Origin of the sequence: Cellulophaga geojensis KL-A, from assembly GCF_000568425.1 — a bacterium.
Lineage (GTDB): Bacteria > Bacteroidota > Bacteroidia > Flavobacteriales > Flavobacteriaceae > Cellulophaga > Cellulophaga lytica.
Genome location: NZ_ARZX01000003.1, coordinates 1 through 26,470, shown reverse-complemented (window position 1 = coordinate 26,470; position 26,470 = coordinate 1). Strand labels below are relative to the sequence as shown.

The following is a 26,470-nucleotide window of genomic DNA, read 5'->3' as shown; positions in this document are numbered from 1 at the left end:
ACCAATTTTTATGAATAAATTCCTTTTTACGTTATTCTTTGTGGCTGTTACAGCAGCGTGGGCACAGGATACGAGAACAATTACCGGAGAGGTAATAGGAGCAGAAGACGGTATGCCTTTGCCAGGAGCATCGGTTTACGTCTCTAAAAATATGATTGCCAATGAAACCGGCGTTGCTGGTGTAATAGAAAATACATCTATTGGTGTTGTTGTAGACTTTAACGGTAAGTTTTCTTTAAAAATACCAGCTGCAATAACACAAATTACAGTTTCTTATTTAGGTTATCAAACTAAAACCATAAACTTAACTGCTGCTAATAACTATACTATTTCTTTAAAAGAAAATGTAGATAGTTTAGATGAGGTTATTTTAACAGGATACCAAAAGGTAGAGAAGAGAAAGTTAACATCATCCGTAGCTAAGGTTAAAATGGATGATATTGAGCAAATTGGTGTTGCTAGTGTAGATCAATTATTGCAAGGCCAGGTTGCCGGTGTAGTTGCTACCACACAAACAGGAGCACCAGGAGCACCTGCTAAAATTAGAATTAGAGGAACAGCATCTTTATCTGGCCCACAAGATCCGTTATGGGTTGTAGATGGGTTGCCTTTAGAGGGTAATGATGTGCCAGATTTTAGTGATAAAGACAATATAGATCAATTACGTAACTACGCTATTGCTGGTTTAAACCCTAGTGATATAGAAGATATTACCATTTTAAAAGATGCTGCTGCCACTGCTATTTATGGTGCAAGAGCGGCTAATGGTGTAATTGTAGTTACTACTAAAAGAGGAAAAAGCGGTAAAATGAGAGTTAACTTTTCTGCAAACACGTTTTTTTCTACAAAGCCTAATTTTGATGAGTTAAACCTAATGAACTCTGAGCAAAAAGTAGATTTTGAACTTGGTTTAGCAGCACGTACAGATTTAGATTTTAGAACTAATAAAGGTGAGGTTGCACGTATTTTAAATAATTCTGGCGAATTAGGAACGTATCAAACTAGTGGTTTTTCTTCATTAAGTTCTGCAACTCAATCTCAGATAAATGCATTAAAAAATAACAATGCTAATTGGGGAGATTTACTATACCAAACTAGTGTAAACACGCAGTATAGCTTAGGAATTTCTGGAGGTACAGATACATCAGACTATTACTTTTCTTTAGGTTATTATGATGAAGAAGGTACTACTATTGGTACAGGATTAGAGCGTTATAACATCACCCTAAAAAATAATTTTGATATTAGTGATCGCCTAAGTGCTGGTGCTTCTATTTTTCTTTCTCAATCTAAAAAAGAGTCGTACTTAACGGGTACAGATGCATTTACTAACCCGGCAAATTACAGCAGAAATGTAAACCCTTATTTTATGCCTTATGCAGAAGATGGGTCTTACAATTACGACCAAGATATAGAGGGTACAGACGGTAGATATGTGCCATTTAACTTTTTAGAAGAAAGAGAAAACACGGCATACGATTTAAAAAACCAAGCTGTAAAGGCAATTTTTGATGGTGCTTATAAAATTACAAACAACCTTACATTATCTACACAACTAGGGTTGCAATTTGATAAAACTAGCACTGAAAAGTATGCTGGGGAAGAAACGTATTTTTCTAGAAAAGAGCGTGAAAAAAGTAGACGTTACGACTCTAGTATAAGTGATTATTATTACTTTTTACCAGAAGGCGGAATTATACAAAACTGGAACGAAGATTTTTTTCAGTACAACTGGAAATCTTTACTAACGTATGATGCTAGCTTTGGTAAACATGAAGTAGAAGGTTTGTTGGGGTCTGAGTTTAGACGCTCTAAGTATACTAATATTATGAGTCGTGGTTTTGGGTATAATAAAAATACATTAACTACTACACCTATAATTTTTCCTAATGAAGATACAGCTAATGAAAGTACTTATCAAACGTATGATAAGACTACTGCAGAAAATGCATACGCATCTTTTTACGCTACAGGTTCTTATACCTATGACCGTAAATACACATTTTTTGGTAGCGTACGTTATGATGGGTCTAACTTATTTGGAGTAGATCCTAAATATAAATATTTGCCATTATGGTCTGTTTCTGGATCTTGGTTGGCTAGTGAAGAAGACTTTTTAAAAACAAGTGATGTTATATCTAACTTACGCTTTAGAGGATCTTATGGTTTGCAAGGTAATATAGACCGTAATACTTCGCCGTTTGTAATTGGTGAGTATGACACTACTAGCATTTTGCCTGGTACATCAGAAGAAACAATTGTAGTTACATCACCGCCAAATGCTAAGTTGCGTTGGGAAAAAACAACTAATACCAATGTTGGTATGGATTTAGGTTTGTTTAATGGTAGAATTAATATTGCTGCAGATGTTTATAAGCGTAACAGTACAGATTTAATTGGTTTGCGTTCTGTGCCATTAGAAAATGGATTTGAGTTTACCAACCTAAACTGGGCAGAGGTAACTAATAAAGGGTATGAGATTAGCTTGTCTACAAGAAACATTGTAACTAAAGATTTTTCTTGGACTACAAACATTAATATATCTCACAATAAAAGTAACGTAGATAAAATACAGGTTAGAGATAATAGCTTTTTACCATCTAGAGAAGGTTTGCCAGTAAATGCTGTATTTGCTTTAAAAACAGCTGGTATAGATGAAAGTGGTTACCCATTATTTAAACGTGGAGATGAGGTTGTTTCTGCTGTAGACTTTTTTAAGTTAAAAGATCCTTGGGCAGATTTTTTCCCAGGCTTTTTAACAGAGTCAGAGTTAACTAATGAAGAATTTAGAAACCTGTTTACATATGTAGGAGACCAGGATCCTAAATATAGTGGCGGTATTATAAACACTTTTAAATTTAAAAATTTAGATTTTACTGTTGCTGCTAACTTTAACTTAAAACAGACAGTTGTAGAGCGCCAACCTTATAATGGTACACAATTAGATCGTGGGCAAAACTATTCTGCTAGAGTTTTAGATGCTTGGTCTGCTACAAATACAGATAGTAATTTGCCAGCTATTGTAGGTGAAACATCTGGCACAGGAGATTCTTGGATGGCCTACAAGTGGTTTGGGGGCTTAAATCCAGTAGAAACAATGCCTTTGTTAGATACTTGGGTTAAAGAAATGAGTTATATAAGAATTAATAGTATGCGTGTTGGCTACAGTTTTCCTAAAAGCTTAACTACTAAGCTAAATATTAATAGCTTCCGCTTAAGTCTAGAGGGTAAAAACTTGTTGGTATTTGGGTCTGATTATAACGGTTATTTTGATCCTGAAACCTACGGAAACATATATGCGCAGCCTATAGCCAAAACAATTGCAATAGGGTTAAATGTAACTTTTTAAAATAGTAAATAATGAAACAAAAATATATATACCTAGTAGCATTAGTAGCATTTTTTGCTGTAAGCTGCGATGATTATTTAGAAATTGAACCAGAAGGAAAAGTTATACCAGAATCTCTAGAAGAATTTAGAGCGGTACTAACAAAAGGATATGATGTTTTTCCGGAGCAAAAATCTAGGGTTGCTTACAGGGCAGATGAGTTAATTTTAGATGAAAATAGTTTTGATTTTACATCGTACAAAGATGTGTATTCTTGGAAAGATGCCAATCCAGATCCGCAAACGGCACCTTACCCTTATATACAAGTGTATAACTCTATTTTTTACACTAATCATGTTATAGAAGATGGTGCAGAAAAAATTGAAGAATCACAAGAAAAAAATCAATTATTGGGAGAGGCTTATGCACTACGTGCTTATGCACATTTTGATTTGGTAAACCTTTATGGAGTACCTTATAATGCTACAACTGCAGCAACAGATACTGGAGTTCCTTTGGCTTTGGGGATAGATCTAGAGCAGGTTTTTGTACCTGTATCTGTGCAAGAAGTGTATAACCAAGTGCTAATAGATATAGAAAAGGCAAAGTCGCTATTAAATGTTACTAAGTTTGATGCTGGTTTAAATTACAGATTTACTAAAACAGCAATTTTAGCCTTAGAGGCTCGTGTGCATACGTATATGAATAATAGTGAAGCCGCTTTAACGGCTGCTAATGCTGCTTTAGCTTTAAATAAAGAGCTTGTTAATTTAAATGACACGCCACAATTGCCAAATTTATACACATCTGTGGAGTCTATTATGGCATTAGAAGATGTGTTTGACCCTAGTGTTAGAAATAGTTCTTTTATTTCTGATGATTTATTAGCTATTTATGATACAGCAAACGATTTAAGGTTTGGATTGTATTTTTCTGAAGATGGTAGTAACTACAAAGCAGCAAAAGGCGGTGAGCAAGAGTTTAATTGTTCGTTTAGAGTGTCTGAGTTGGTTTTAATAAAAGCCGAAGCACAGGCAAAACTAGGAGCTTTAGAGGATGCAAAAGCTACCTTGTTGGCATTTATGCAAAATCGTTACCAAAGTGCACATTTGGCTAATTTAGCAACGGCTATTAACCCAATGTCTGCTAATGAGTTTATGCAAGAGTTATATGAAGAACGTTGGAGAGAATTGGCGCTAGAAGGTCACCGTTGGTTTGATTTAAGAAGAAGTAACCAAAAGGTAATAACACACACTTTAAGCGGTGTAGACTTTCAGTTAAGTGAAAATGATCCACGATATACTTTGCCATTTCCTGCAGATGCAAGATTAAATAACCCGGAATTATAATATTACGAGTTAGTCAGCGAGCAATTATTGTTCAACTAAACCCGATAATTTTATCGGGTTTTTTTATTTTTATGCAAAAAATAATATGCTTGTAGTTGTAGTAGAAGATGAAGATTTGGCAGCAGATTATTTAATTGGTTTGCTAAAAGCGCAAAGTGTTGTGCCTGTAACTAAAATAATACATTTGGGTTCTGTGCAAGAAATGGTGTCTTTTTTTAATGATGCCAAGCCAGATTTAATTTTTATGGACATTCACTTAGGTGATGGTAAAAGTTTAGAGGCCTTTACACAAACAAATATTACTGCTCCTATTGTTTTCACTACAGCTTATGATGATTATGCCATACGTGTATTTAAACACTTTACAATAGACTATTTACTTAAGCCTTTTGAAGCTAAAGATGTGTATAAGGCATTGCAAAAGTATACGCAGATAAAAGAAAATTTTTCATTTTACAATACCGCAAAATCCTTAGAGGCTTTAGATGGAAAAACACAGCAAGAGCGTTTTTTAGTGCAGTCTGGTCATCAGCTAAAATCTATAGAAAGTGCTGAGGTTGCCTTTTTTTATAGCGAAGGAAAAAATCTTTTTTTATTTACAACCACATCTGAAAATTACTTGTATAAAGACACGTTAAGAGATATATCAGAAAAACTAAACCCTGAGATCTTTTTTAAAGTAAACAGAAATTATATTATACACATAAATGCTATAAAAGAGATTGTAAAACATAATCCGCAAAAAATAGAATTACACCTAAAAGTGGCACACGCAAGTACAAAACCTATTTTAGTAAGCAAGTTTGAGGTTAAAAATTTTAAAATTTGGTTAGATAAGTAGCTGCTTGGTGTTTATAGTTTTTTGCTGAACAACAACCTTGCTCCACGTTCTTTAGATGTAAATTGGCGTACCATTTGCAAATCTAACTTTTCTAAAACTCTCCTAGATGCGTGGTTTTCTGGGCTAGCGGTAGCTAAAATTTCAGTTAAATTAAGTTCGTTTTTAGCGTAGTCTATCCAGAACTTACCTATTTCTGTAGCAATGCCTTTGCCCCAAAAATTATCATCTAATATAAAGCCAAACTCATAACTTTCTTTGCCAAGGTAATTGCACTTTAATAAGCCAGATACACCAATAAAAGCATTATCTTCTTTGCTTGTTAAGCACCAAAAACCAACAGTTTCATCTGTTGTGGTAATAAAATCATCTTCAACTATTTTTTGTAGTTCATTAGCAGTTAAAACACGACCTTTTAAAGTGTTTTGCATAACCAACGGATTTTTGCAAAACAGGTCTTCTAGTGGTTTTCTGTACGTTGTACTTAAGGGCGTAAATTGTATTCTTTGACTTTGTAACATTCTAGTAAAATACAATTTTATTTTTAAACTGTAATTTGTTTAGAGGTTACTTGGTGATTTTGTAATAAGCTAGCTTAAAATAAATATAGGGGTAAGGCAATTTAAACCAGTGCTCTACCCCTAAATAAGTAACAACATACTTTTTAAGCTGTAGGTTAAGTTTGTTAATTACTCATATTGCTTTTTAAGTTTTTCATAAATGCTGCAAAAGCAGGTTGAAATTCTTCAAAAAGTGGATTTTTTCTATTTCTTAGCATTACTTCTCCAAATAGTTTAATGCCAAGTATAAATTCTACACTTTCGTTATCTCCTTTAAACCCAAGTTTTCCTTTGGCTGCATTTAATAGTTTTAAAATATCATCGTGGTTTTCTATGTCAAATTCAGTAAATTCATTTGCTTCAGAGCCATCTTTTTTCTCTATTTCCTGTAAGTGTAGTGTGTACTTATTATTTCTTTTAGTAGCCATACTCTTTATTTATTTTTAAAGTCTTTAATTAATTCACTAACTAACTTGTGTTTTCTGTTCATTACCTTTTCATAGTCAGATGCTACATTAAAACTACCGTTATTTATTCCGTCATAAATACCAGAAACTACAGTGCCAATAAAATTGCCTAATTCTGCTTTTCGTTCCTCTAAATATTCTTCTGAACTTAACTGCTTGTAAGTAAGTTTTGTGCTGTAGGTTTTGTTTATTTCATTAGCCAGTTCTTGCTGTGTAATAGGAGTTGCTGCCAAATTGTAAACGTTATACTTTATACTGTCATTTAATAACATTTGTACATATGCATTAGCAAGTTCTTCTCTACTAGTGTAAGCACATTTACCATCGCCAGCGCTGTTCCAAATACAACCTTTTGTTTTGTACTGCTCTATATACTCTAAGTCTGGCTCTATGTACAAACCGTTTCTGCCAATTGCCCAGTTTAGTTTAGAGGCTTCAATATCTCTTTCTGTTTGCCTGTTGCTATTAATAATTGGGTCAAAAGCAGTATTTGTTGTGTTGCCGACAATACTAGTATATACAATTTTGTTTAGGCTGTTAGCTTCTGCTGCTTTAATAATGTTGCGGTGTTGCTGTATCCTTTTTTTGGGAGTGTCCATACCAGAAACTACTAGTATTTTATCGACACCTTTTAAGGCAGATTCAAAATCGGTATAACTATCATAATCTCCTTTCCTTACTTCTACGCCAAGGAATTCTGCTTTTTTTGGAGTTCTAGCAATAGCTATAACATTTTCAGCTCCAATTTGTGTTTTTAATTCTTTTACAATGGCAGCTCCTAAGTTGCCATTTGCTGCGGTTACTGCTATCTTCATTACACTATTGTTTTATAATTTAAGTATAGTGCAAAGTAAGTGAGTTATGTTAGTGTAAAAAAGGTAAATGTTTGCATAGATTTGTTAATCTTTACAACAATTAATTTTGTTTTATTGATGCTATAAATTGTTTAGGTGTGTAATTGGTGTGTTTTTTGAAGAATTTTGAAAAATTAGAAACCTCTTCAAAGCCAAGCAAATAAGATGTTATGCTTATGTTTTTATCTTGGTCTGATAAGTATTGTTTTGCTTTAAGAATAATTACGTCGTCAATAAAGCTTTTTGCAGTTTTATGGGTAAATACTTTACAGGTGTCATTTAATTTACGGTAAGTTGTGTTTAAAATTTTGCAATACTCATTTACATTTCTTGTGATAGATATATTTTTGTCTAACTGGTTTTGAAATTGAATAAACAAGCTAATATCAGATTTGTTTTGCTCTAAATTAAACTGTTTAGAGAGTGTTTTTATTTTTAAAAACGCTACTCTAAGCAACGATTGTATTATTTGCTTACTAACAGTTGTTTTTGATAATGAAAACTCTTTATAAATAAGAGCAAAAACAGTAACAAGTGTGTAGTGTGTATTTGTGTTAGTAATAGTTAATTTTGGACTGTGTAAAAAGCTGTTGTATGGGTAGCTATAACTTAGGTCTTTAAATGTTTGCTGATTTTCATTTAAAAAATCTTGAGTGAAAATAGCAATATAACCTTTTACATTTTTTTGCTTTAACCAAGCGTGAGTCTGATTTTTACCAACAAATAACATGTCATTTTTTTTATAGCTGTATGTTTTAAAATCTATAAGATGCTCACCTGTGCCTTCTGTTATAAAAACTATAGCGTAGAACTTTAATCTGTGCGGAATGCTTCTGTTTTGTATGTCATAATTGGCTAAAAAATAATCTAACTCCCATACGTTTATCCCAAAATCTTCCTGTTCCTTTTTAAAGGTGTACTCTTGTATATTTTTCATATATACTAATGGAGTAAACTATAATTTAAATTCTGTTTGGTTTTTTGGAGTGTCAAAAATATGCGGATAATGTTCTTTAGCATTTTTAATCATAAATGCTACTGGCACATCATCAAAATGACCGTAATCTTCTAAATATTCCATAAAAGTATTCCCTTCTCTATTAAATTTTTGTAAAACGGAATCATTTTCTCCATCAAACTCTAAAGGTGCAACGTTAAACATTTTACATAGTGATGCGTTAAAAGCAGGAGACATTTTAAGCCATTTGCCATTTATATAAGCATTAACCATACCGTGGTTAGTTAATTCATTGCTTCCAAATTTTTCAATAAGGCGTTCTGCTCCTATGTGGTTTTTAACTTTGGCTAAGTGTAGCCTAGCAGGTATATTAAGCGCTCTTAAGCAGGTAATTAATAAAATAGATTTGTCTATGCAATGTCCGCTATCTCTTTTAGCAATTGTACTTGCTTTATAGTTTTCTTTAGAAAAACTAAGGTTGTAAGGGTTGTACCTCCAAGAATCTCTTATTTTTAAATATACAAGTTTGCATTGCTCTTTGGGTGTAAGCGTCGGCTTTTTATATGCTGCTATAAGATTTTGAATTTCTTTTGTTTCATAATCAAAAAAATAGGTAGGAGATAGGTAGTCCATAATAATTATTGTGTTTTTTGATTTAGTTTAAATATAGCAAAAAGAATATTACCTATGTTGTAGTTTGTTTTTTAAAATAACAAAACCCCAGATAAATCTGAGGTTTTGTATAAAAATCTATAGGTTTAACTCAATTAAAAGAAGCCCATTGGTTTTTTATCGTAAGAGATTAACATGTTTTTTACAACGCGGTAATGATCTAATGCCATTTTGTGGTTTTCACGACCAAAACCAGACTCTTTAACACCGCCAAAAGGAGCGTGTGCAGGGTAGGTATTGTATTGGTTTACCCAAACTCTACCTACTTGTATAGCACGTGGTACTTGGTATAATTCGTGTGCATCACGAGACCAAACACCAGCACCTAAACCGTAAGGTGTATCGTTTGCAATAGCAATAGCTTCTTCAGTAGTTTTAAAGGTTGTTAATGCTACAACAGGTCCAAAAATTTCTTCTTGGAATACACGCATTTTGTTGTCTCCTTTTAAAACGGTTGGTTGCACGTAGTAACCGTCGGCTAATTCACCTTCATAATTACCAGCGTCACCACCAGCTAACACCGCTGCACCTTCTTCAATACCAATTTTAATATAGTTTAATATTTTTTCGTATTGTGCTTTAGATACCTGAGAACCAATCATTGTTTCTGGATCTAATGGGTTTCCTGGCTTCACTAATTTTAAGCGTTCTTGCATTTTTTCTACAAAACGATCTGCAATATCTTCGTGTACTAAAATACGAGATGGAGAGGTACAAATTTCACCTTGATTTAAGGCAAACATTAATGCACCTTCTATAGCTTTACTAAAGAATTCATCATCTTTATCTGCTACAGATGGGAAGAAAATGTTAGGAGATTTTCCACCTAATTCCATAGTTACAGGAATAATGTTTTCTGCTGCATTGTGCAATACAGTACGTCCTGTTTCTGTAGAACCAGTAAATGATAATTTTGCTATTCTTTTAGATGTTGCTAATGCTGCACCAGCTTCTTTACCAAAACCAGTAACAATATTTAATACACCTGCTGGTAAAATATCACCAATTAGTTCCATTAAAGCCATTACGCTTGTAGGTGTTTGTTCTGCTGGTTTTACAACCGCTGTACAACCTGCTGCTAAAGCCGGAGCAATTTTCCAGGCTAACATTAACATTGGAAAATTCCAAGGAATAATTTCACCAACAACACCAACTGGTTCGTGTAATACAATACTAACAGTATCTTTATCGTGTTCAGAAATACTACCTTCATCTGCACGAATAACTCCTGCAAAATAACGGAAGTGATCTATACAGTAAGGAATATCTGCTGCACGTGCTTCACGAATTGGCTTACCATTATCAATAGTTTCTAAGGTTGCTAAATACTCTAAGTTATCTTCCATAACTTGAGCAATTTTTAGTAACGCATTACTACGTTCTGTTGCAGATGCGTTGCTCCACGCTGGGAAAGCCTCGTGTGCTGCATCTAATGCAAGGTCTATATCTTCTTGTGTAGATCTTGCTGCTTGTGTAAATACTTTACCATCTACAGGAGATCTGTTTTCAAAATATTGACCTTTAATTGGGTCAACAAATTTTCCTCCAATAAAGTTTCCATATCTTTCTTTAAATTCGGGTTTTGTTACATTTGCCATATTACTTTGTTTTAATTTTTTTAAAAATCTGCTTGAAAAAAACAAGCGTTGTAATTATGATGCAAATGTATAATGGAGTAGAAGCTTCTTATTTATTGATATGGCTCAATAACTTATGAAAACAGTTCAAGTTGTGTTTTTTGATATTAAACAAATATTAATTTATTATTAAGTATTTGATAATCAGATTATTAGAAATAATTTATATTTCTGTTGGACTAATTCCGAACTTGTTTTTGAAGGCTATACTAAAGTTAGACAGGTTGTTATATCCTATATCTAAATAAATATCAGACGGTTTTAAATCGCCTCCTTGTAAAAGTTCTTTTGCCTTTTGCAGTCGTTTGTCTTTTAACCATTTTCCTGGAGCTTCTTTATACTCGGCAGTAAAATGCCTTTTAAAAGTAGACAAACTCATATTACATAAAAAGGCAATTTCTTCTAACTTTAAATTAGAATGTATGTGATCTTCTACAATGTTTTTAAAAGGAGAAACTTCCTTAGATATTAATGCGTGTAAGTAATGCTCAAATTCACTACCATATTTATCTAGTAAATACAGTAATATTTCTTCAAATTTAAGCGATAGCATAGCATCACAATACGCACTGTTTTCAAATGTTTTTGACGATAGTGAGCTTATAAATGATGCAATATAATCATCGTTTTCAATCACAAAATAAGGCACTTTTTCTTGGTACGGCTTAACGTCTTTGGTGTATTTGCTTAAAAAATTGGTAAGTTTTTTTTCAGAAAAAAAGAAAAGTTTACAATAGTAAATAGCTTCAGTATCTAACAACTCTGTCCAAAGCCAGTTTCCTTTTTTTAATAGTAAAGACTGTTCGCTATTAACTGCTTTAGAGGTGTTTGCAAAATGCACTTGCTTTTTTCCTACTTGAAGAAAGCTAAACATATTCATGCTTAAATTTACCTTGCTTTTTACAACATCATTAGTCATTTTAAAATCGTACACAAAAATGTCTTTGCTTTTTGATGGTGTATCAAAGTAAATTTCAGGAATATTTTCTATAGCCATTTTACTGTGTTTAGGGCGTCAAAGGTACTATGCTTTATTCATCATAGCAATAATCTCTTTTTTGCTTTTACTTTTAATAGTGTAGGTGTTTGTTATTGTGTTGTGAAAATAAATGTCTTCTTCCCAAATAACACCTTCAGTAAACACATAGATTACCAAATTTAAAAGCTGCAATATATTTTTTATAAATGATTTTAATACCGATGGCTTTTTGCAGTGATCATCTACAACTTCAAAACCAATAAGTAATTTACCAAATGTTTTACCGGTTATGGTTTCTAAAACTGGATTTATTGTAAAAAGACCTAATGTTGCAATAAGTATATGTGGATAAGCAAAAGTGAAGAATTTTGCTAGTACATATACAATGCAGTAATACAAAAGTAAGTCTAGTAATTTAGACAATAACCGAAAGTTAAAGCTTTTTATATTAGGGTTGTATTTAAACTCAAACTCCATTGCTTTGTAATTTCCGTTTCTGTTTCTACGGTTTACAGTTTTATAGGTTTTTAATTCTGATATTTTTTGTGCCATTTTTAAGATAGACGAATAGCTTATTGTATTTATAGTGCCATTACAATTATGGGTTTAGTTCTATACAGGCGTTTAATTTATTGTTTAAGTCTATAATATTGTAAGCAACATTCTGCATTCCGCGGTAATTACTTTTTATATGTTCTAAATCTGTTTTTGCTTTATCACAGTTGTTGTTACCAATAAAATTTAGTGCTCTGTGTGTATAAGCTGTAGATAGTATAGACGTATCTGTTGTATTATTAATTACGTAGGTTGTGATTTCTATGCCTTTGATAAAGTCTTTTTTGTAATAATAGGTTAACCCTAAATTTATGGCTGCCATATGGTAGGTAGAGTCTGATATTTTGTACGCCTCTTGGTAATATTTAATTGCATTATCATACTCGTAAAGCATAAAGTTATTTAACCCTAAATTGCTTAACGTTGTTGGGTTGTCTGGTTCTATTTTTAATGATTTTTTAAATGCAATTTGAGCTTCGTAATAATTACCAGTTATAGATAGGTCAACCCCTTTTTCATTAAGGTCATTTGCTTCTGTATTCTTATAACTGTTGCCTTTTAGTATTTTGTGTTGTTCGTTAATGTTGTTAGTTTCTTCTTTTGTGCTATTGTTTTTGCAACTAACAGTAATTATAAGTAAAAACAATACTTTTAACGCTATTCTCATTATATGGCGACTATAAATTTGTACTTTCCGTTTTAAATAACCTATCCCATAAAATAGTATAAAAACCATAGTTTTTAGAAAATAGCTTATGATGATTTTTATGAAAGTAATTGGTGGTAAATATTAAAAAGTAAGGCTTACTTAATTTTGTGTTTAGGTGTGTTACAACACCGTAAAACCAGTTGTAAATTAAAAAGGCTATAAAACCATAAACATTTAAAGAAAATAATAACGCAACTACCGTTAATAGTAAACCAAATAGTATAGATTCCCAGGGCGACATATAATACAGGCTTACAACATTAAACTGCTCTGTATGTTCATGATGCTGTAAATGAATTTTTTTTAATACAACAATGTTGTGTGATGCCCAATGTAAAACATACATTAGTATATCTAAAAATAGAAACAGAATTATAAAAGTAAGCCAAGGGTCTTGATTATTAAATGTAATAAAGCCTTTTATCCACAGAATGTATCCTGGAATAGCTATTATAATATTTATAAATAGGGTTAGGATGGATGATAAAACTTCTTTTTTTGTAATTGTGGATTGGTGTTTGTAGACTTTGTTCCACACCAAGCTAATACCTATGTTTAATAAATAGCCAGCAATATTTAATCCAATTAATAAAGCAAAAAATGTTGTAAAGTCTTTAAGATTCATTTACTAATTTTGGTTATTAGATATTATAAACGCTTTGAATAATTATAATTTTTTATAAGCGGAAGAAAAAGGTCTGACTAATCTATTCTTTTTAAATCCATTAATTTCCATGACTTCTTCTTTTATTCCGAAATTATTTAGACATATTTTTAAAATTTCAATTTCTTTTTTTTAGGAATTTAGTCTCTCTTTTTTCTAATTTACCTCTTGTTGTAAATAAGGGGTAATAAAATTCGTTTTTAATGAATTTTGGTTGTGATATTTCAACATCTCTAATACTATCTATTCTTTTTTCAATTACAAACAAAAGTGATTTAACTTCTTCTTCTGAAAAGTTGATTTTCTTCATTTAGACAATATTTAATTAGGCATAAACCTATTAAAAGATTGCCAGTATTTGTCTTTATAAATGTCTGTATTTATTTCAATTTTATTATGGTATTCTTTTTTTATTTTATGGAATACTTTAGCAGGCTTTCTAAAATCCATACAGGCAAAATATACTTCTCTTACAGATTCTGCTGTTTGCCTACCAACGTTTAAATAGCCATCAGAATCTTTGAGTTCTGCTGTTATTTTGTCTTCAATTTGGTTTAACAATTGGTAGGTGTCGCTATCTGGCATACCATTGTTATTATCACCATCGTATTTTATTTCCATTACGGCAATCCAAGGGTGAGACGCTTTACTATCCCAAGCAAGTAAATCAGTATTTACAACTGCAATTAATGGTAATCCGTTATTTAAAGTTGCTTCTAACCCAGAATATTTATCGTTTTCGGTATTGTGCCTTAGTCCTTTGTATTTTTCTACAAACTCTTTTTCTCTCCATATTAAAAAGTCTTTTAGTTTTTTAAAAGGTACCAATTCTGATGTGGCATTTTCGGGAGCAATAATATTTACATTATCTATTTTGGTTATAGAGTTTAATTCGCCTAAAGAATGGTCTAAAGCAAGGTAAACACCATTTGTCATAATAGCTTTATTTTCTTCGGTAAAATCTTCATGGGTTATGGTAATATCAATTTCGTCTGGCATAGAAGAATGTTCTGTAGCATAAAATTGCATTTTACTTTCGTTAAATATGTAGCCATCCATTTCTATTCCAAATTTTCCTAGGTCAGATGGTTGTTTAAGAGCTGTTATCTTCCAATTTTTTATCTCAGGTGCTGAAGCTACCAACTCTTCTACAAATACAATGTTTTTTATTACTCCGTCTGGAGTTAAAATAAGTTCTGCAGTAGTATCATTAAACATACCTGCTAAAAACCAAATTCCGTCTTTAAGTTGATCTAATTTTGGCGATAGTTTTTCAAAAAATTCTTTGTTAACATTGCCTTTGTCTTTAATTACATTATAAAATGCTTGTTGGTTTTGAGAAAACCATTTCCAAAAATCTTCGTAAGAGTTTATTGGCTCTTCTTTTGATTTAAATAGGTGGTTGTTTTCTAAAAATTTTGTTGTAAAAAAAATTAGCTATTCATATGGTTTAGTTTGCATATGAATAGCTAATTTATAAATGTTTTATGTTGTTATCTAGAGATACTAGTAGTGCCTTGGCAGGTCCACTGTGTTTCTGTATCATTATAAGCTGTAAACGTATTTGTACCAGTAAAGTTACCTGTATCTTCAGAAAAAGTATAATTGCCTACAAATTTGCGTTTGCTTCCAGAAGGTAAAGTGTAAATAGTCTCTAAGGTTAAATTGTTACCATCTATAGTGTACATAGAGCTAGATAGGTAACCTGGATCTTCAAACTCTATAGTGTTGTTTTCTAAAAATTTAAAAGCATAAGGGTCTCCTGCTTCTAAATCATAATCATTATCACAGGCTTCTCCTAATCTTTGAAAAAGCCAAGAGCCTTCTAATACAGTTTCTTCTATGCTTTTTTGAGAATTGTCATCATCAGAAGAACAAGAAAATAGTAATGCGGTAAATAATAGCGTGAAAAATAATTTTTTCATATTGTAATTATAGTTTAATTGGTTAAAAACAATTAACGCTATAAAACAGATTAAGTTGTTTTAAATCTGTTAGTTTGGACTAACACATTTGTTTTTGGTATTTCTGCCAGGAAAAATATCTTTTAATGTTTTTGATAATTTCTCCCAGTCTGCTGTCATTTTCTTTGCTTGCTTTTTGGTTATTAAAATACCACCATTAGCTATTTTTCTGTCTCTAACTATTTTATCAAAATAAAAAACAGTAAAATCAATTGCAGTATTATCTTTAAACTTATGCTTAACATCTTTTACGTTTTTTTCAGAGTCATCAACAAAAATTATAGCTTTGTAGCTTCTTCCTGTTCTTCCTAATATATGTGCAATCATATCTCCCTTATTCATACCTGTGGTCATCATAAGTCCATCTCTGTAACTCATTTCTCTTTCTAAGGTGTAATTGTAAACAGCTTTAGAACCATCAACCTGTGTAATAGGAGATTTAGATAAGTTTATACCATTTTTTAACAATTCTCTTTGTGTTGCGGTTCTGTACCTAGGGCTTCTAGATGTTAGTGCAAATACAGTTGTGCCATTATTTTGCCAGTTGTTTAGGTATTTGGGTATTAAAGAGTCTGTTAATTTCATTGTGCCAAGCTCGTACAATAAACCAATAACATCTTCATAAAAACAGTTTTCAATTTTTTGTTTTTTTGTTGGTATAGCATCTTTAATTTTACCTCTTTGCCAATTGTACCAAATGTCTCCGCCAAGATCTACATTGCTGGTTAAAAGTGTATTATCAATATCTACAATAACAAGTACATTTTCTACTCCGTATTGTTTGGTTTTTTGGGTTACAACATTATTTACATCTTTAAAACTAAAAATAGTGCTGTCTTTTAATGTTTGTGCCTTTAAGCTTACACTTATAAGCAGCATTATTGCCATAAATGTTGCATACTTTTTTTTAGTCATAATAGCTTGTTTGTAATTTGTAAAGATGTAGTTTTTGTTGGGTGTAAAATTACATGTTTTGCTTCAACTAACGAATACAAAAAAAACAACTACGAAAACAAATTGCTTTTAAAAGTCTTCTATTGCTTCAATTATATTTAATAATTATTAATAGAGTTACTGTATTTTAAATAGCTCTGTGTTTAATTAAAAGTAAAAATTATAAAATAATAATTATGGAAGAATCAGTAGTAGATTTAGTTAATGAAGATTATTCTTTTAGGCAGTTTAGTAATGGTATAGCTATTTTAGATTATGTAGGCAAAGCTAAAAACGTAAGTATACCAGATTGCATTAATGATAAACCTGTACTTTATATTTACAAAGAGGCTTTTTGCGAAAAAGGAATTGAAGCGGTTACATTACCTAGCTTATTAGAATATATTGGTGAAGATGCTTTTTATGATAATAAAATTAAAGAGATAATAATACCAAGTAAAGTAAACAAAATAGGTGGTGGTGCCTTTGGACGTAACAATATTGAAAAACTTGTAATTGAGTCCAGTATTGAATTTTTACCAATGTTTTGTTTTGTAGGTAATGCTTTAACTAGTTTAAATTTACCAGAAACAGTAAAAAATATGAGTAATGATTGCTTTGCAGAAAATAATTTTGAAGAACTAACTATACCAGATCATTTAACAGAAATACCTAAGGGAAGTTTTGCAAGTAATAAAATGCTTAAAAAAGTTATGTTACCAGCAAAGTTTGAGAATTATATATGGAGTATTTTTCATAAGTGCGACATAGACAATATAACATTTGAAATTTATTAGTTTTTAACACTTATATTTTTAGTCCATCCAATTCCTATTTGGTATCCAGATTGTGCTTTGTCACTAACTAAAGGTATAAAACTGTAAATACCTATGCTATTGGAGCTATTAAGCTTGTATTTTGGAGAAAAAGACAAGCCGTAGTTAAAAAAGGTTTCGGTATTAGAATAGGTTTTTTTAAAGCCTATTTTTTTATTAATTAAAGTTCCTTTGGTAATAGCTATGCTTGCGCCAACAGGAACTTCAAAATTTATTTGTACGCTATTAAAATTAAGGGAGTAACCAAAATTAATTGTTGGTAGTAAACGCATATCTATATCATTTTTTAATGTTGCATTTGGCTCAGACTCTCCCTTAAAGTCAAAATATGCAACTATTGAAAATGCTAAGGTAAAATGATGTTTGTTTTGAGATAGTGGAGTAGTGTATTTGCTATATCCTCCATAATATAAGGCCTCATCGCCAGCAGCTAACACACCTATTTCTAAATTGTTGCTGTTTGTTTTTTGACACCATAAGGTTGTTGCAGAAACACACAATACCAGAGCTAAAATTACTTTATTTATAAAATACATAGTCTAAACCTTTTTTAACTATTTTAGTTGCAGAACCGCTATGGCCACTTTTTTTTATCAATTCACTTTTATGCTTAAAATTTGGAAAGTTTCTAGAACGGAGTCTATTGTTCATTTCTTCAAATGATGCTAACATAACACCACCTTCTAACGAGCCCATTCCGTTATAGAATATCACATCCAAATCGGTGTTAGAGCTGGCGTAGTATTCTTCAAAATTAAATATAACACCAGAGTCGTACCAGTATGATGTGCCTCCAGAGATGAACTTATTAAACGGGTTAGAAGCTCTTTCTTTTGCCATAACGTATTGAGTAAATAGCCCGCCAAAAGAATGCCCAATTAATGTTTTGTTGTTAGATGAATCTATACTATATCTAGATTCTAATTCAGGAATTAATTCATTTTTAATAAACTGATAAAAATTTTCTGCGCCACCAGAGCCATGCGCATAAATAGTAGGAGTGTAGTCTCTATTTCTTTGTTTGTTATTGCCAATAGCAACTAAAATACAAGCTGGCATACTGTTTTTTTTAACCTTGTTTGATACAATATTGGCAATAGAGGTAAACCTAGTATCACCGTCTAAAGCAATAATTAATTGGTTTGCTAAGCTGCTATTGTAATTTTTGGGAAGAAATACATAAATAGCATAACTGTCATTTACTATAGATGAGTTTATAGTAAATTGTTCTTTAGATCCAATAATGTCAAAATCATCATCAGTAGCAGAGCAACTTAATAATACAATGCAGAATACAATAAGTGTTGTAAGTTTCATAACCTTAGACTTTATTTTTCAAAAATCTAAAATCTTTAAAACTTAAAACTTATTTTAAATCAAGAAATTAACCTTTAAGCTTTATTTAAGTATGTTTTTTTAACTCTGCTATATGTTTCTGGAGTCATACCTAAATAATTGGCAATTAACTTTTGTGGTACTTCTTCTAAAAACCTTTTAGATTTAGAAATTGTATTTAAAAAAAGTTCATATTTTTTGTATGCATTTTTATGCTGTAGTATTAAAGATCTTTTTTCGCGCTCTAAGTGTACTTGCTCAAATAACTTGGTATATATAAAAGAAAAAGGATGACTATTTAGTAGTAGCTTTTCAATGTCTATTTTTTCAAAATAAATAATTTCAGTATCAATTAGTGCTTCTTGTATTTGGTTAGAGGGTGACTCTTCCATATAGCTTGTAAAGTTGTTAAAGCTCATACCCGAGAGCGAAAAATCAATAGTAAATAAATTATCTTCAATAATGGTGTATTGATGTATAAAGCCTTTTAGTACCAAACATGTTTTGGTTTCTACCTGTCCAATATTTAGCAAGAGCTCTCCTTTTTTAATTTTTTTCTTTTTTATAACCTTAGCTAAAGGCATAAAATCTATTTGAGTTAGTGGGTATACTTGACTTAAAAAATTAAATAGAATATTTTCTTCTGTAGAAAAGTGCTCTTTCATGAATTTTAGTTTTGTAATACGTGAGTTATTAGTTTTTAATGTGTAAAAAAGGAGCGTAATTTAACAAACAAAATATAACATAGTTATAGCACATTAATGTGCTTGGTAAACATTTTAGAATTCATAGTTTTTATAAGCAGTTTAACTTAAAAGCTATTTATTGATGCGTTATAAGAGCTTTTTGTGTTTCTAGTGGCCTGTCTGTTGCAAAAACGTCAATTCCTAGTTTGGCCCATTCTCTGTAAAGATGTTCGCCTTTTGCAGCGGCTCTCTTATCTAAGTTACCTAAAGTCCCCAACATACACATAACCCCCTTTTTGTGTAGCTTGTTATACAATGATGAGTCTGACACCATTGTTCCTGTAAATGCAACCATATTTGCCCAAGGTATGCCAGAGTTGGCAGCTCTGTTAAACTCTTCGGTATTTCTAATGCTAACAGATAGTACTACTTTTGGATTTAACTTGTATAACTTTTGAGCTGTTTTAATAGAGTAGGTAATAATAACCGATTGCTTTAAGGCATCGTTTTTTTCAATAAAATGTAGTACATCTTCGGGGTCAACACTTCGCTTAATATCAACTGTAAGTATTGCGTTTTCTTTTTTTGCCCAGTCTAATACATCTTTAAATAACGGAATTTTAAAATCAACTATAGAGTCAAAATCATCTTTAAGTTTTAGTTGAGACATTGTTTTCCAGCTGTTTTGGTCAACTCTCCCAAAACCAGTTGATGTTCTCTCAAGTGAATTATCATGCATAAGTAATAATACCCCATCTTTACTTTTTGCTACATCAATTTCAAATAACGCGTTAGGAATATGTTTTTTAATATACTGCATAGTTTCTAAGCAATTTTCAGGGTAGCCAGGATATCCTTTTCCTCCACGGTGAGAACTAATTAATATATCACTAGAATTAGAATAACTAAAATAAGTTTGTAAAGTATTCTCCTGCTTATTGTTTTCTTTACATCCAACAAAAAGAAATGAAATTAGTAGAATAGGAATTATTAGTTTTTTCATGTATTAAATTTTTCTGTGCACTAGAGGATATTTGCCAATTTACTTGTATTGAAGCGTAGGGCAGGTTATTAGTAAGGCGTTTAGTATTGATAAAAGTCAAATATAATATTTTGCTTTTATCTTTTTTGGACAGAAACATTAAATTAAAAATATTTTTTAGCATACCTAAAACAGATAAAAACTCCAATTTTTTATACCTTTTGGTATGTATATTTTATTTCAGTATTCTTAAACTAAACTTCTAAAAAAATCCCCTCTATCTTTTCTACTTGTTTTTTACCACAATACTTTGTTGGCAACGGGTTTTATTCTTTATCAATTATTGCAGGTAATATATAGTCAGTCATTATTTTATCTGTATTGGTATGAGCTGAAAGGCTGTCATATGCAGAAGAAGTTACAACGACCACAAAAGGAATGTCTTTAAAAATAAAAATCTTATTTCCTCCTCTACCACTACAAAAGGAAACTTCATAATTTTTACCATTAACAGTATATGTTTTATTCCAGAAAAGGTACCCATAATAACCATCATCTATTCCACCATAAGCTTGCGATACTTGTTTTGATAAACTTTTTTCTACCCATTTTTTAGTCAGAACTTGCTTCCCATTCCATTTTCCTTTGTTTTTATATAATTGCCCATACTTAGCAAAATCAATAGCTCTTAACTGTATTCCTCCCGCAGTATTACCAACTTTTTGTGGTGTGTATTGCCATTTGTAATTAGTAATATTTAGAGGTTTAAATAACTTTTTATCTGTATAAGAAACCAAACCTTCAGGAACAGATTTATGAATTATATCTCCTAAAATAACAACGCCTGCTGTAAAATACATATAATCTTTACCAATTACTTTATCATTTTTCATAGGTAAATCAAGTGAAAATTTCACCCAGTTATCTGTTGGGTACATATTTTCTTCATTTCCAGGACTATCGTAATCTCGATCATCACCAAGAAAACCAGAACTCATTGTTAAAAGAGATTTTAGTGTTATTGAATCTTTCTTTTCGCTATAATTATTAAAAGATTTTAAATTGTAAAAATCTTTTAATAATACGTTTTCATTATCAATATATTTTTCTTCAATAGCCACCCCCAACATTGTAGATGCAAATGATTTTCCTACTGATCTTGAATCATGTAAACTATTTCTGTTTTCGCCGTTAAAATATTCTTCTATTAAAAGTTTGTTCTCTTTTATTACTACAATACCATTAATGTTTTCAAATCTTTTTTCAGCTATTTTCCTATTTAAGGCTTCTATTTTTTTAGTGTTAAAATTATCTTTAGATAATTTCCAACCGCTATTAGGCTGTATTTTTTGAACAGGTATTAAACTTTCATCTACAAGTGCTTTAGCTACTTCTATAGTAATATTTCCCTTAGCTAAAATTGCCCCAACTTTTATATCACTTCTTTTTATATATGGCCTTACTTCAATAGTTAAAGAATGATTTCCTTTAGCAAGAACATCTTGTCCTCCTCCTAACTTCATAAACTTTAACCACATAAACCAACCCCAAAAATCAAGTTGCTTAGGATAAATTAAAGGGATTGTATGTTTTAGTTGAGTTGTTTTAGATTTAATATTTCCTGCTCCTTTATTTAAGTTTTCTGTATAAACTATTTTACCATCTACTAAAAATGAAAACTGAAAACTTCCTTTATTTAACAATTGGTCTTGCGTTAAATTTGGAGCTAATAATTTAAGACTTTCAATAAGAGGTTTATCTAATGTAAAGTGAGCTGTTAAAAATTTATCTTTATTTAATGTAAAACTATTCGTGTAGTCTGTTAATTTTATTTTCTCTTTTTTTAAGTCAATTTTTGAAAAATACAGGTTTTCAATTTTTTTTGTTTGTGCATAACTTATAGCGTTACCAGAAATAATTAAACAAATAGTAAGAGTTAAATAATATTTTAATTTCATGTTTTATTTTTTGAACAAACATAATGGTAACATGCTATTTTAAACGCCCCAAATTATAGAATGGTGCTTATTTAAAGTTGTGTAAGCTTTTTTTTATTGATTTTTTATAATTTAAAGGAGTGATACCCTTGATGTTTTTAAAGACTCTGTTAAAAGTTGTTTTTGAATTAAAACCACATTCAAAAGAAATACCCAATAAAGTGATGTGATCATAATTACCGCTATGTAATTTTTGAATAATGGCATTTACCCGGTATTCATTTATAAAGTCTGAGAAGTTTTTACCTAAGCCATCATTTATTAATTTTGATAGAACATTTGGATGGATGTCAAGATTGTCAGCTAAAGATTTCAATGTTAATTCTGAATTAAGATAAAAAAGATTGGTTTCCATTTGTTCTTTTAACCAAGATGCTTTTTTTGCAATTTCTTCAGATGGATTTTCTTTTTTTATACTTTTTGGTTTATTGGTTTCAAGTAAAATTACTTCTGGTCTTAAAAAAGCTTCAGCACTAATCCAAATGGTGGTAATAGAAAGTAACACATAAATAGGATAATAATCACTTATTCCTAATTGAAAATCGAAGACAACATAATCAATAATGGTATAAGGAGTCCATGAAAACCAAATTATTGCAAATATGGTAATTAATCTATACAACCACCTTAAACTATATGCATCATTAGTACTATAATTTTTTTTTAACCAGAAATGATAAAATTTGATTGCCTTAAGTGAATAAATTGAATAAGTAATGATTGAGATTATGGCTAAAAATTGAATGATGGGCATTAATTTAAGGTATGTATCAGTTTCTACAGCAGTAATATTATTTATAAGCGCATCACGGCAAATAATTATATGCACGGTAAGTTCTATTATAAGCGGTAAAAAATGAACGCCATGTTTTTTAGATATATGATAGTTAAAATCGGTTATTTTTTTAACATATAAATATAGTAAGGGACCAAGTGCCAGAGAGTAATTTAATGGAATTAAATAGAAATAGGTAAGGTAATTAGTTATTTGAAAATCCAAACTCAAAATCCAAACACTCCAAAAAACAATGATAAAAGTAACTATACCAAGCAGTATATTGGCTTTTCTATTAGCCCGTTTAGTAAAAATAAGTAACAGTCCAAATGTTGTTCCTATAAATATAGATGCAATTATAATAAAGTTATAAAAATTTAAATTTAATTCACACATTAATTATATTCAGTATCTATATTTTATGTAATGTTTCTTTGGCTTGTTGCTAACGGGTTGGTTATGCGCTGTGCGGGAGTAAGGAAACCTTTTGTTTTCTTCTGCGCACTAAGCTAAAGCTTATTGTTTAGTTTTATTTTTTCTTGTCTAAAGCTAAATTTTGAATATTTCGCTATCGCGTAATTTTCAATTTAACGACTTTATAAAAGTACACAAGCTTTTTGAATAAATACCAAACCTCCGCATTAATTATAGCCATTGTTGTGCGTAGGCTTTTTTCATCTAACCGCTCTTATTGGATACGGTTTCAATTCTTTTTTTAGTCCTTCTATAACTTTTTGCAATTGCGAGTTATCCATTTTACAGTCCACAAAATAATCTTTTTTATCATCTGCACTCTTAGGTCTAGATTCTAAGTCAAATTTTATGCGAACAGTTTTAAAGTCCATTCCTGCTTTGATTAGCTCAAATGCCAAATTTGGCTCGATAAAATCCAAACATTCATATTTTGGCGTTTTGTTTTGAGATATTTTTTCGAACCACTCTATTATTTCTATTACATCTCCAACCAAAAGTGATGGGTCAGCAGTTTGCCAATTTCCACAGTCACTTTTTACATTTAGATAAATCAATAACCAATTAGAATCATATTCGCAATCCGTTATTTTAGGAAACTGATAATTTGCTATTTTTAATTCTACTATTTGGTTATTAATGCCGTGAAATATCATTCAATATCGTATAATTTTTAGCTTACGCACAACGGTTGAGCATATGGTTTGTTGCGTGTTTAAGCACTAAAGTTAGCAAATAAATCACAGATAGAAAGTCCGCGAGGACTTTCGTAAGTAGGCTATAACTAGCAATGAATTATACACATTGTTACCAAAAGTTAATTTTTTTCTTTTTTAAATCTGTCCCAAAAGTTTATACCAGTTTTAAATTCATTTTTATTCACTTTTTCCCATTTCCAAGAAATTTCTTTGTCAGAAATAACTTTTGCTTGAGCAGGAAATAAAGCAATTTCAATTATTTTATCAGAACTGTTTTCAATTTCCAATTCAAGGGTTTCATAACCAATAAATTCAATTCGGTAGTTTGCTTTCGTACTATTTTTATCGACTATAAAAACTTTATTTAATTCATCAAAGAAGAAATGTTTTCGGTCAGATGTTCGTATAACATTAGCTGGAATTTCAATTCCATTTTCGTCTTTAACTTTAAACTCAAGTTTAATTTCTTTTTCAGATTTCGCTTTAGATTCCGTTATTTTAATTTCACTTTTTGAAATCTGTTCAGCTTTGTCAAAAATCAAGTTTAGTTTTTCGTCTTTCAATTCAAATTTTCCACTACCAATTGCCGAAACTCCTAAACATCCAGAAACGAAATAATCAAATCGATTATTTTCTTTAAAATCAATACACGTTACATCTGATTCACCAAGTGGAATCGAACAATATTTTCCGATTAATTTTTCTTGTGAAAAAGTCGTAATCGAAATCAGAAGTATTATTGTTTGAAGTATGAATTTCATAATTTTTGGTAACGGTTTCGGCTATGATTAGTTGCGTGGGGTAGCACTTAACTTTGCAAGTTCGTACCAAGCTGAAAATCCTAGCGGATTTTCAGAAGTAGGCGAGAACAAGCAATTACTTATAGCCATTGTTGGCGGTAGTTTTTAAAATGGTAAATTTTTCTTTGTTTCAGTTAACTCTTTCTTTTTATCTTCGATACTTTTTAACTCGTCCATATAGTAACTTTTATTATAAAAACACATTCCTGTATTATCTGTATGTTGTCTATACATTATTTTAATGTAATAGTCATTTTCAAACTGAAATGAAATTGTGTTTTCTTTTTTATTTTCTGTTTTTGGTTTTACTAATTGTTTTATTGCTTCCTCAAGGTAGTTTATCTGATTTTTATTGAATCTATAATAGACTGCATTTAATATTCCGTCATTGAATAATAAAAGAGGATTTCTATTAAAAGTTAGACCAAAAGCACTATTGAATTTCTTTTCTACAGAAATATACATATCATATTTTTGCTCATAATAACTATTTGGTTTAATAGAGTGAGATTTTAAATTTTCTGTATAATTTGAAATAGAAGTATTTAGCTTATAAATAAACTTCTTATTGAAAATCTTTTCGAATTCCATAATTCAATGCACTTTTTTTAATTTAAAACCCTCCATTATTAAATATTCTTGTAGCATTTTGATTTCCCATATCCGAAGCGTGTTTTAAAAACTTCATTGATTCTTCTTTATGACCTGCTAAATCAAAAATTTGTGACAGTAATAAATAAGGATTTGAGTACTGTTCATTACATTTTATTGCTGAAATACAATCTTGCCTTGCATCTTCTAATTTTCCAATATTTTTTAAAGAATTCCCTCTATTAATATACATCTGTTCAAATTTCTTTCCAAGAAGTACTCCATTGTCAATCCCTTCTAAATCTTCGTTATATTCAGAATTCGGGTGTTGCTTTTTTAAGTTGATTGCATATGTGTAAAACTCAACCGCTTTTTCATCATCTTTTAAGTTTAAATAACACCAGCCTATTTGATGATATAGAGCATAAACATAAACGTCATTAGGATTTATATCAATTGCAATTTCGTAATTTTTTATTGCATCCTCATAGTGTTTTGCTTCTTCTAATACGTTTGCCTTGAATGCATATTGTTTCCAATCATCAACATCAGATAATTCGATAGCTTTATTTATATTGTTAAACGCATCATTTAAATTTCCAATTTCATAGTATTTTTGAGCTTGCGAATAATATATAACATATTCAGGTAAAGAATTGTCCAATAGGCTGTTTAATTCATTTAATTGCCTTCCACCTCTTTTATAAATTCCATTTCGATTTCTATTAAATGCTTTTTCAAAAATGTTTTCCATTTCGTGTGTTTAATTTTTTATATGAGAATGTTTGTCTTAATTACCGCCAACGGTTTTCTTTATTTTGATTTATTAATT

At 30.6% G+C, this 26,470-nt stretch carries 28 protein-coding genes; 4 read left to right on the top strand and 24 right to left on the bottom strand.

Annotated elements, in window-relative coordinates; genetic code table 11:
- The first annotated feature begins 10 nt into the window (after positions 1-10).
- From KLA_RS03785 to KLA_RS03775, 3 genes are all read left to right on the top strand, one after another.
- Entirely contained in the window at positions 11-3,349 is a 3,339-nt protein-coding gene (locus tag KLA_RS03785) for a SusC/RagA family TonB-linked outer membrane protein (protein ID WP_013621013.1), read from the top strand.
- An 11-nt stretch (positions 3,350-3,360) separates the two neighbouring features.
- On the top strand, positions 3,361-4,677 hold the full coding sequence (locus KLA_RS03780) for a RagB/SusD family nutrient uptake outer membrane protein (protein WP_034644087.1): 1,317 nt from the start codon (positions 3,361-3,363) through the stop codon (positions 4,675-4,677).
- A gap of 85 nt (positions 4,678-4,762) precedes the next feature.
- Complete coding sequence (locus KLA_RS03775; protein ID WP_034644085.1) at positions 4,763-5,518, top strand: LytR/AlgR family response regulator transcription factor; 756 nt, start codon at positions 4,763-4,765, stop codon at positions 5,516-5,518.
- Positions 5,519-5,529: 11 nt separating this feature from the next.
- Here KLA_RS03775 and KLA_RS03770 read toward each other — a convergent pair whose 3' ends face one another.
- From KLA_RS03770 to KLA_RS03705, 14 genes are all read right to left on the bottom strand, one after another.
- Positions 5,530-6,036, bottom strand: a complete 507-nt coding sequence (locus tag KLA_RS03770; RefSeq protein WP_013621016.1) for a GNAT family N-acetyltransferase — start codon at positions 6,034-6,036, stop codon at positions 5,530-5,532.
- A gap of 164 nt (positions 6,037-6,200) precedes the next feature.
- A complete protein-coding gene (locus KLA_RS03765) occupies positions 6,201-6,503 on the bottom strand; it encodes a DUF3861 domain-containing protein (protein ID WP_013621017.1) in 303 nt (100 codons plus the stop codon).
- Between the two features lie 5 nt (positions 6,504-6,508).
- Positions 6,509-7,357 carry an NAD(P)H-binding protein gene (locus KLA_RS03760; protein WP_013621018.1) on the bottom strand — a complete coding sequence of 283 codons (849 nt, stop codon included), beginning with the start codon at positions 7,355-7,357 and terminating at the stop codon, positions 6,509-6,511.
- A 100-nt stretch (positions 7,358-7,457) separates the two neighbouring features.
- Positions 7,458-8,333: a helix-turn-helix domain-containing protein gene (locus KLA_RS03755; RefSeq protein WP_034644083.1), complete on the bottom strand. Its 876-nt coding sequence runs from the start codon at positions 8,331-8,333 to the stop codon at positions 7,458-7,460.
- A gap of 18 nt (positions 8,334-8,351) precedes the next feature.
- Positions 8,352-8,987 (bottom strand): transglutaminase-like domain-containing protein, encoded by a 636-nt coding sequence (locus KLA_RS03750; protein ID WP_034644081.1) that lies wholly within the window; start codon positions 8,985-8,987, stop codon positions 8,352-8,354.
- Between the two features lie 134 nt (positions 8,988-9,121).
- Positions 9,122-10,624 carry an aldehyde dehydrogenase family protein gene (locus KLA_RS03745; protein ID WP_034644079.1) on the bottom strand — a complete coding sequence of 501 codons (1,503 nt, stop codon included), beginning with the start codon at positions 10,622-10,624 and terminating at the stop codon, positions 9,122-9,124.
- A 202-nt stretch (positions 10,625-10,826) separates the two neighbouring features.
- On the bottom strand, positions 10,827-11,660 hold the full coding sequence (locus tag KLA_RS03740; RefSeq protein WP_034644077.1) for a helix-turn-helix domain-containing protein: 834 nt from the start codon (positions 11,658-11,660) through the stop codon (positions 10,827-10,829).
- Positions 11,661-11,687: 27 nt separating this feature from the next.
- A complete protein-coding gene (locus tag KLA_RS03735) occupies positions 11,688-12,194 on the bottom strand; it encodes an RDD family protein (RefSeq protein ID WP_034644074.1) in 507 nt (168 codons plus the stop codon).
- Between the two features lie 46 nt (positions 12,195-12,240).
- Positions 12,241-12,864, bottom strand: coding sequence for a tetratricopeptide repeat protein (locus KLA_RS03730; RefSeq protein ID WP_034644072.1), 624 nt, complete (start codon positions 12,862-12,864; stop codon positions 12,241-12,243).
- A 10-nt stretch (positions 12,865-12,874) separates the two neighbouring features.
- Positions 12,875-13,531 (bottom strand): sterol desaturase family protein, encoded by a 657-nt coding sequence (locus tag KLA_RS03725; RefSeq protein ID WP_034644071.1) that lies wholly within the window; start codon positions 13,529-13,531, stop codon positions 12,875-12,877.
- A gap of 157 nt (positions 13,532-13,688) precedes the next feature.
- On the bottom strand, positions 13,689-13,880 hold the full coding sequence (locus tag KLA_RS03720) for a hypothetical protein (protein ID WP_034644067.1): 192 nt from the start codon (positions 13,878-13,880) through the stop codon (positions 13,689-13,691).
- An 11-nt stretch (positions 13,881-13,891) separates the two neighbouring features.
- Complete coding sequence (locus KLA_RS03715; protein ID WP_235183517.1) at positions 13,892-14,788, bottom strand: DUF695 domain-containing protein; 897 nt, start codon at positions 14,786-14,788, stop codon at positions 13,892-13,894.
- A 275-nt stretch (positions 14,789-15,063) separates the two neighbouring features.
- Positions 15,064-15,495: a hypothetical protein gene (locus KLA_RS03710; protein ID WP_034644061.1), complete on the bottom strand. Its 432-nt coding sequence runs from the start codon at positions 15,493-15,495 to the stop codon at positions 15,064-15,066.
- Between the two features lie 69 nt (positions 15,496-15,564).
- Complete coding sequence (locus KLA_RS03705) at positions 15,565-16,449, bottom strand: DUF2608 domain-containing protein (RefSeq protein WP_034644058.1); 885 nt, start codon at positions 16,447-16,449, stop codon at positions 15,565-15,567.
- Between the two features lie 215 nt (positions 16,450-16,664).
- On the opposite strand from KLA_RS03705, the gene KLA_RS03700 reads away from it, so the two are divergent.
- Positions 16,665-17,264: a leucine-rich repeat domain-containing protein gene (locus tag KLA_RS03700; protein ID WP_034644055.1), complete on the top strand. Its 600-nt coding sequence runs from the start codon at positions 16,665-16,667 to the stop codon at positions 17,262-17,264.
- On the opposite strand, the gene KLA_RS03695 is transcribed toward KLA_RS03700, so the two are convergent.
- From KLA_RS03695 to KLA_RS03650, 10 genes are all read right to left on the bottom strand, one after another.
- Positions 17,261-17,839, bottom strand: a complete 579-nt coding sequence (locus KLA_RS03695; protein ID WP_034644053.1) for a hypothetical protein — start codon at positions 17,837-17,839, stop codon at positions 17,261-17,263. The two genes, KLA_RS03700 and KLA_RS03695, sit on opposite strands and share 4 nt — an antisense overlap.
- Complete coding sequence (locus tag KLA_RS03690; protein WP_034644050.1) at positions 17,823-18,620, bottom strand: alpha/beta hydrolase; 798 nt, start codon at positions 18,618-18,620, stop codon at positions 17,823-17,825. The genes KLA_RS03695 and KLA_RS03690 overlap by 17 nt, the downstream gene beginning before the upstream one ends.
- Before the next feature lie 74 nt (positions 18,621-18,694).
- Positions 18,695-19,303: a Crp/Fnr family transcriptional regulator gene (locus KLA_RS03685; RefSeq protein ID WP_013621033.1), complete on the bottom strand. Its 609-nt coding sequence runs from the start codon at positions 19,301-19,303 to the stop codon at positions 18,695-18,697.
- A gap of 157 nt (positions 19,304-19,460) precedes the next feature.
- Entirely contained in the window at positions 19,461-20,327 is an 867-nt protein-coding gene (locus KLA_RS03680) for a glycerophosphodiester phosphodiesterase family protein (protein ID WP_013621034.1), read from the bottom strand.
- Between the two features lie 305 nt (positions 20,328-20,632).
- Positions 20,633-22,264 (bottom strand): serine hydrolase domain-containing protein, encoded by a 1,632-nt coding sequence (locus KLA_RS03675; RefSeq protein WP_034644044.1) that lies wholly within the window; start codon positions 22,262-22,264, stop codon positions 20,633-20,635.
- A 67-nt stretch (positions 22,265-22,331) separates the two neighbouring features.
- Positions 22,332-23,474, bottom strand: a complete 1,143-nt coding sequence (locus KLA_RS03670; protein WP_034644040.1) for a helix-turn-helix domain-containing protein — start codon at positions 23,472-23,474, stop codon at positions 22,332-22,334.
- Between the two features lie 278 nt (positions 23,475-23,752).
- A complete protein-coding gene (locus KLA_RS03665; protein ID WP_034644037.1) occupies positions 23,753-24,205 on the bottom strand; it encodes a hypothetical protein in 453 nt (150 codons plus the stop codon).
- A gap of 161 nt (positions 24,206-24,366) precedes the next feature.
- Positions 24,367-25,008 carry a hypothetical protein gene (locus KLA_RS03660; protein WP_034644034.1) on the bottom strand — a complete coding sequence of 214 codons (642 nt, stop codon included), beginning with the start codon at positions 25,006-25,008 and terminating at the stop codon, positions 24,367-24,369.
- 144 nt (positions 25,009-25,152) lie between these two features.
- On the bottom strand, positions 25,153-25,638 hold the full coding sequence (locus tag KLA_RS03655) for a hypothetical protein (protein WP_034644030.1): 486 nt from the start codon (positions 25,636-25,638) through the stop codon (positions 25,153-25,155).
- A 22-nt stretch (positions 25,639-25,660) separates the two neighbouring features.
- The gene (locus KLA_RS03650; protein WP_034644028.1) at positions 25,661-26,392 is read right to left on the bottom strand and encodes a tetratricopeptide repeat protein; all 732 of its coding nucleotides are present in this window, start codon (positions 26,390-26,392) and stop codon (positions 25,661-25,663) included.
- Positions 26,393-26,470: the final 78 nt, after the last annotated feature.

What these genes read in the sequence shown, in the direction of transcription:
- KLA_RS03705 (WP_034644058.1), bottom strand. Translation starts at nt 16,449, where the DNA reads ATGACTAAAAAAAAGTATGCAACATTTATGGCAATAATGCTGCTTATA.
- KLA_RS03750 (WP_034644081.1), bottom strand. Translation starts at nt 8,987, where the DNA reads ATGGACTACCTATCTCCTACCTATTTTTTTGATTATGAAACAAAAGAA.
- KLA_RS03735 (WP_034644074.1), bottom strand. Translation starts at nt 12,194, where the DNA reads ATGGCACAAAAAATATCAGAATTAAAAACCTATAAAACTGTAAACCGT.
- KLA_RS03770 (WP_013621016.1), bottom strand. Translation starts at nt 6,036, where the DNA reads ATGTTACAAAGTCAAAGAATACAATTTACGCCCTTAAGTACAACGTAC.
- KLA_RS03730 (WP_034644072.1), bottom strand. Translation starts at nt 12,864, where the DNA reads ATGAGAATAGCGTTAAAAGTATTGTTTTTACTTATAATTACTGTTAGT.
- KLA_RS03780 (WP_034644087.1), top strand. Translation starts at nt 3,361, where the DNA reads ATGAAACAAAAATATATATACCTAGTAGCATTAGTAGCATTTTTTGCT.
- KLA_RS03685 (WP_013621033.1), bottom strand. Translation starts at nt 19,303, where the DNA reads ATGAAAGAGCACTTTTCTACAGAAGAAAATATTCTATTTAATTTTTTA.
- KLA_RS03720 (WP_034644067.1), bottom strand. Translation starts at nt 13,880, where the DNA reads ATGAAGAAAATCAACTTTTCAGAAGAAGAAGTTAAATCACTTTTGTTT.
- KLA_RS03650 (WP_034644028.1), bottom strand. Translation starts at nt 26,392, where the DNA reads ATGGAAAACATTTTTGAAAAAGCATTTAATAGAAATCGAAATGGAATT.
- KLA_RS03745 (WP_034644079.1), bottom strand. Translation starts at nt 10,624, where the DNA reads ATGGCAAATGTAACAAAACCCGAATTTAAAGAAAGATATGGAAACTTT.
- KLA_RS03655 (WP_034644030.1), bottom strand. Translation starts at nt 25,638, where the DNA reads ATGGAATTCGAAAAGATTTTCAATAAGAAGTTTATTTATAAGCTAAAT.
- KLA_RS03775 (WP_034644085.1), top strand. Translation starts at nt 4,763, where the DNA reads ATGCTTGTAGTTGTAGTAGAAGATGAAGATTTGGCAGCAGATTATTTA.
- KLA_RS03660 (WP_034644034.1), bottom strand. Translation starts at nt 25,008, where the DNA reads ATGAAATTCATACTTCAAACAATAATACTTCTGATTTCGATTACGACT.
- KLA_RS03755 (WP_034644083.1), bottom strand. Translation starts at nt 8,333, where the DNA reads ATGAAAAATATACAAGAGTACACCTTTAAAAAGGAACAGGAAGATTTT.
- KLA_RS03675 (WP_034644044.1), bottom strand. Translation starts at nt 22,264, where the DNA reads ATGAAATTAAAATATTATTTAACTCTTACTATTTGTTTAATTATTTCT.
- KLA_RS03765 (WP_013621017.1), bottom strand. Translation starts at nt 6,503, where the DNA reads ATGGCTACTAAAAGAAATAATAAGTACACACTACACTTACAGGAAATA.
- KLA_RS03760 (WP_013621018.1), bottom strand. Translation starts at nt 7,357, where the DNA reads ATGAAGATAGCAGTAACCGCAGCAAATGGCAACTTAGGAGCTGCCATT.
- KLA_RS03715 (WP_235183517.1), bottom strand. Translation starts at nt 14,788, where the DNA reads ATGTTTAATGATACTACTGCAGAACTTATTTTAACTCCAGACGGAGTA.
- KLA_RS03700 (WP_034644055.1), top strand. Translation starts at nt 16,665, where the DNA reads ATGGAAGAATCAGTAGTAGATTTAGTTAATGAAGATTATTCTTTTAGG.
- KLA_RS03680 (WP_013621034.1), bottom strand. Translation starts at nt 20,327, where the DNA reads ATGAAAAAACTAATAATTCCTATTCTACTAATTTCATTTCTTTTTGTT.
- KLA_RS03725 (WP_034644071.1), bottom strand. Translation starts at nt 13,531, where the DNA reads ATGAATCTTAAAGACTTTACAACATTTTTTGCTTTATTAATTGGATTA.
- KLA_RS03690 (WP_034644050.1), bottom strand. Translation starts at nt 18,620, where the DNA reads ATGAAACTTACAACACTTATTGTATTCTGCATTGTATTATTAAGTTGC.
- KLA_RS03710 (WP_034644061.1), bottom strand. Translation starts at nt 15,495, where the DNA reads ATGAAAAAATTATTTTTCACGCTATTATTTACCGCATTACTATTTTCT.
- KLA_RS03665 (WP_034644037.1), bottom strand. Translation starts at nt 24,205, where the DNA reads ATGATATTTCACGGCATTAATAACCAAATAGTAGAATTAAAAATAGCA.
- KLA_RS03695 (WP_034644053.1), bottom strand. Translation starts at nt 17,839, where the DNA reads ATGTATTTTATAAATAAAGTAATTTTAGCTCTGGTATTGTGTGTTTCT.
- KLA_RS03740 (WP_034644077.1), bottom strand. Translation starts at nt 11,660, where the DNA reads ATGGCTATAGAAAATATTCCTGAAATTTACTTTGATACACCATCAAAA.
- KLA_RS03785 (WP_013621013.1), top strand. Translation starts at nt 11, where the DNA reads ATGAATAAATTCCTTTTTACGTTATTCTTTGTGGCTGTTACAGCAGCG.
- KLA_RS03670 (WP_034644040.1), bottom strand. Translation starts at nt 23,474, where the DNA reads ATGTGTGAATTAAATTTAAATTTTTATAACTTTATTATAATTGCATCT.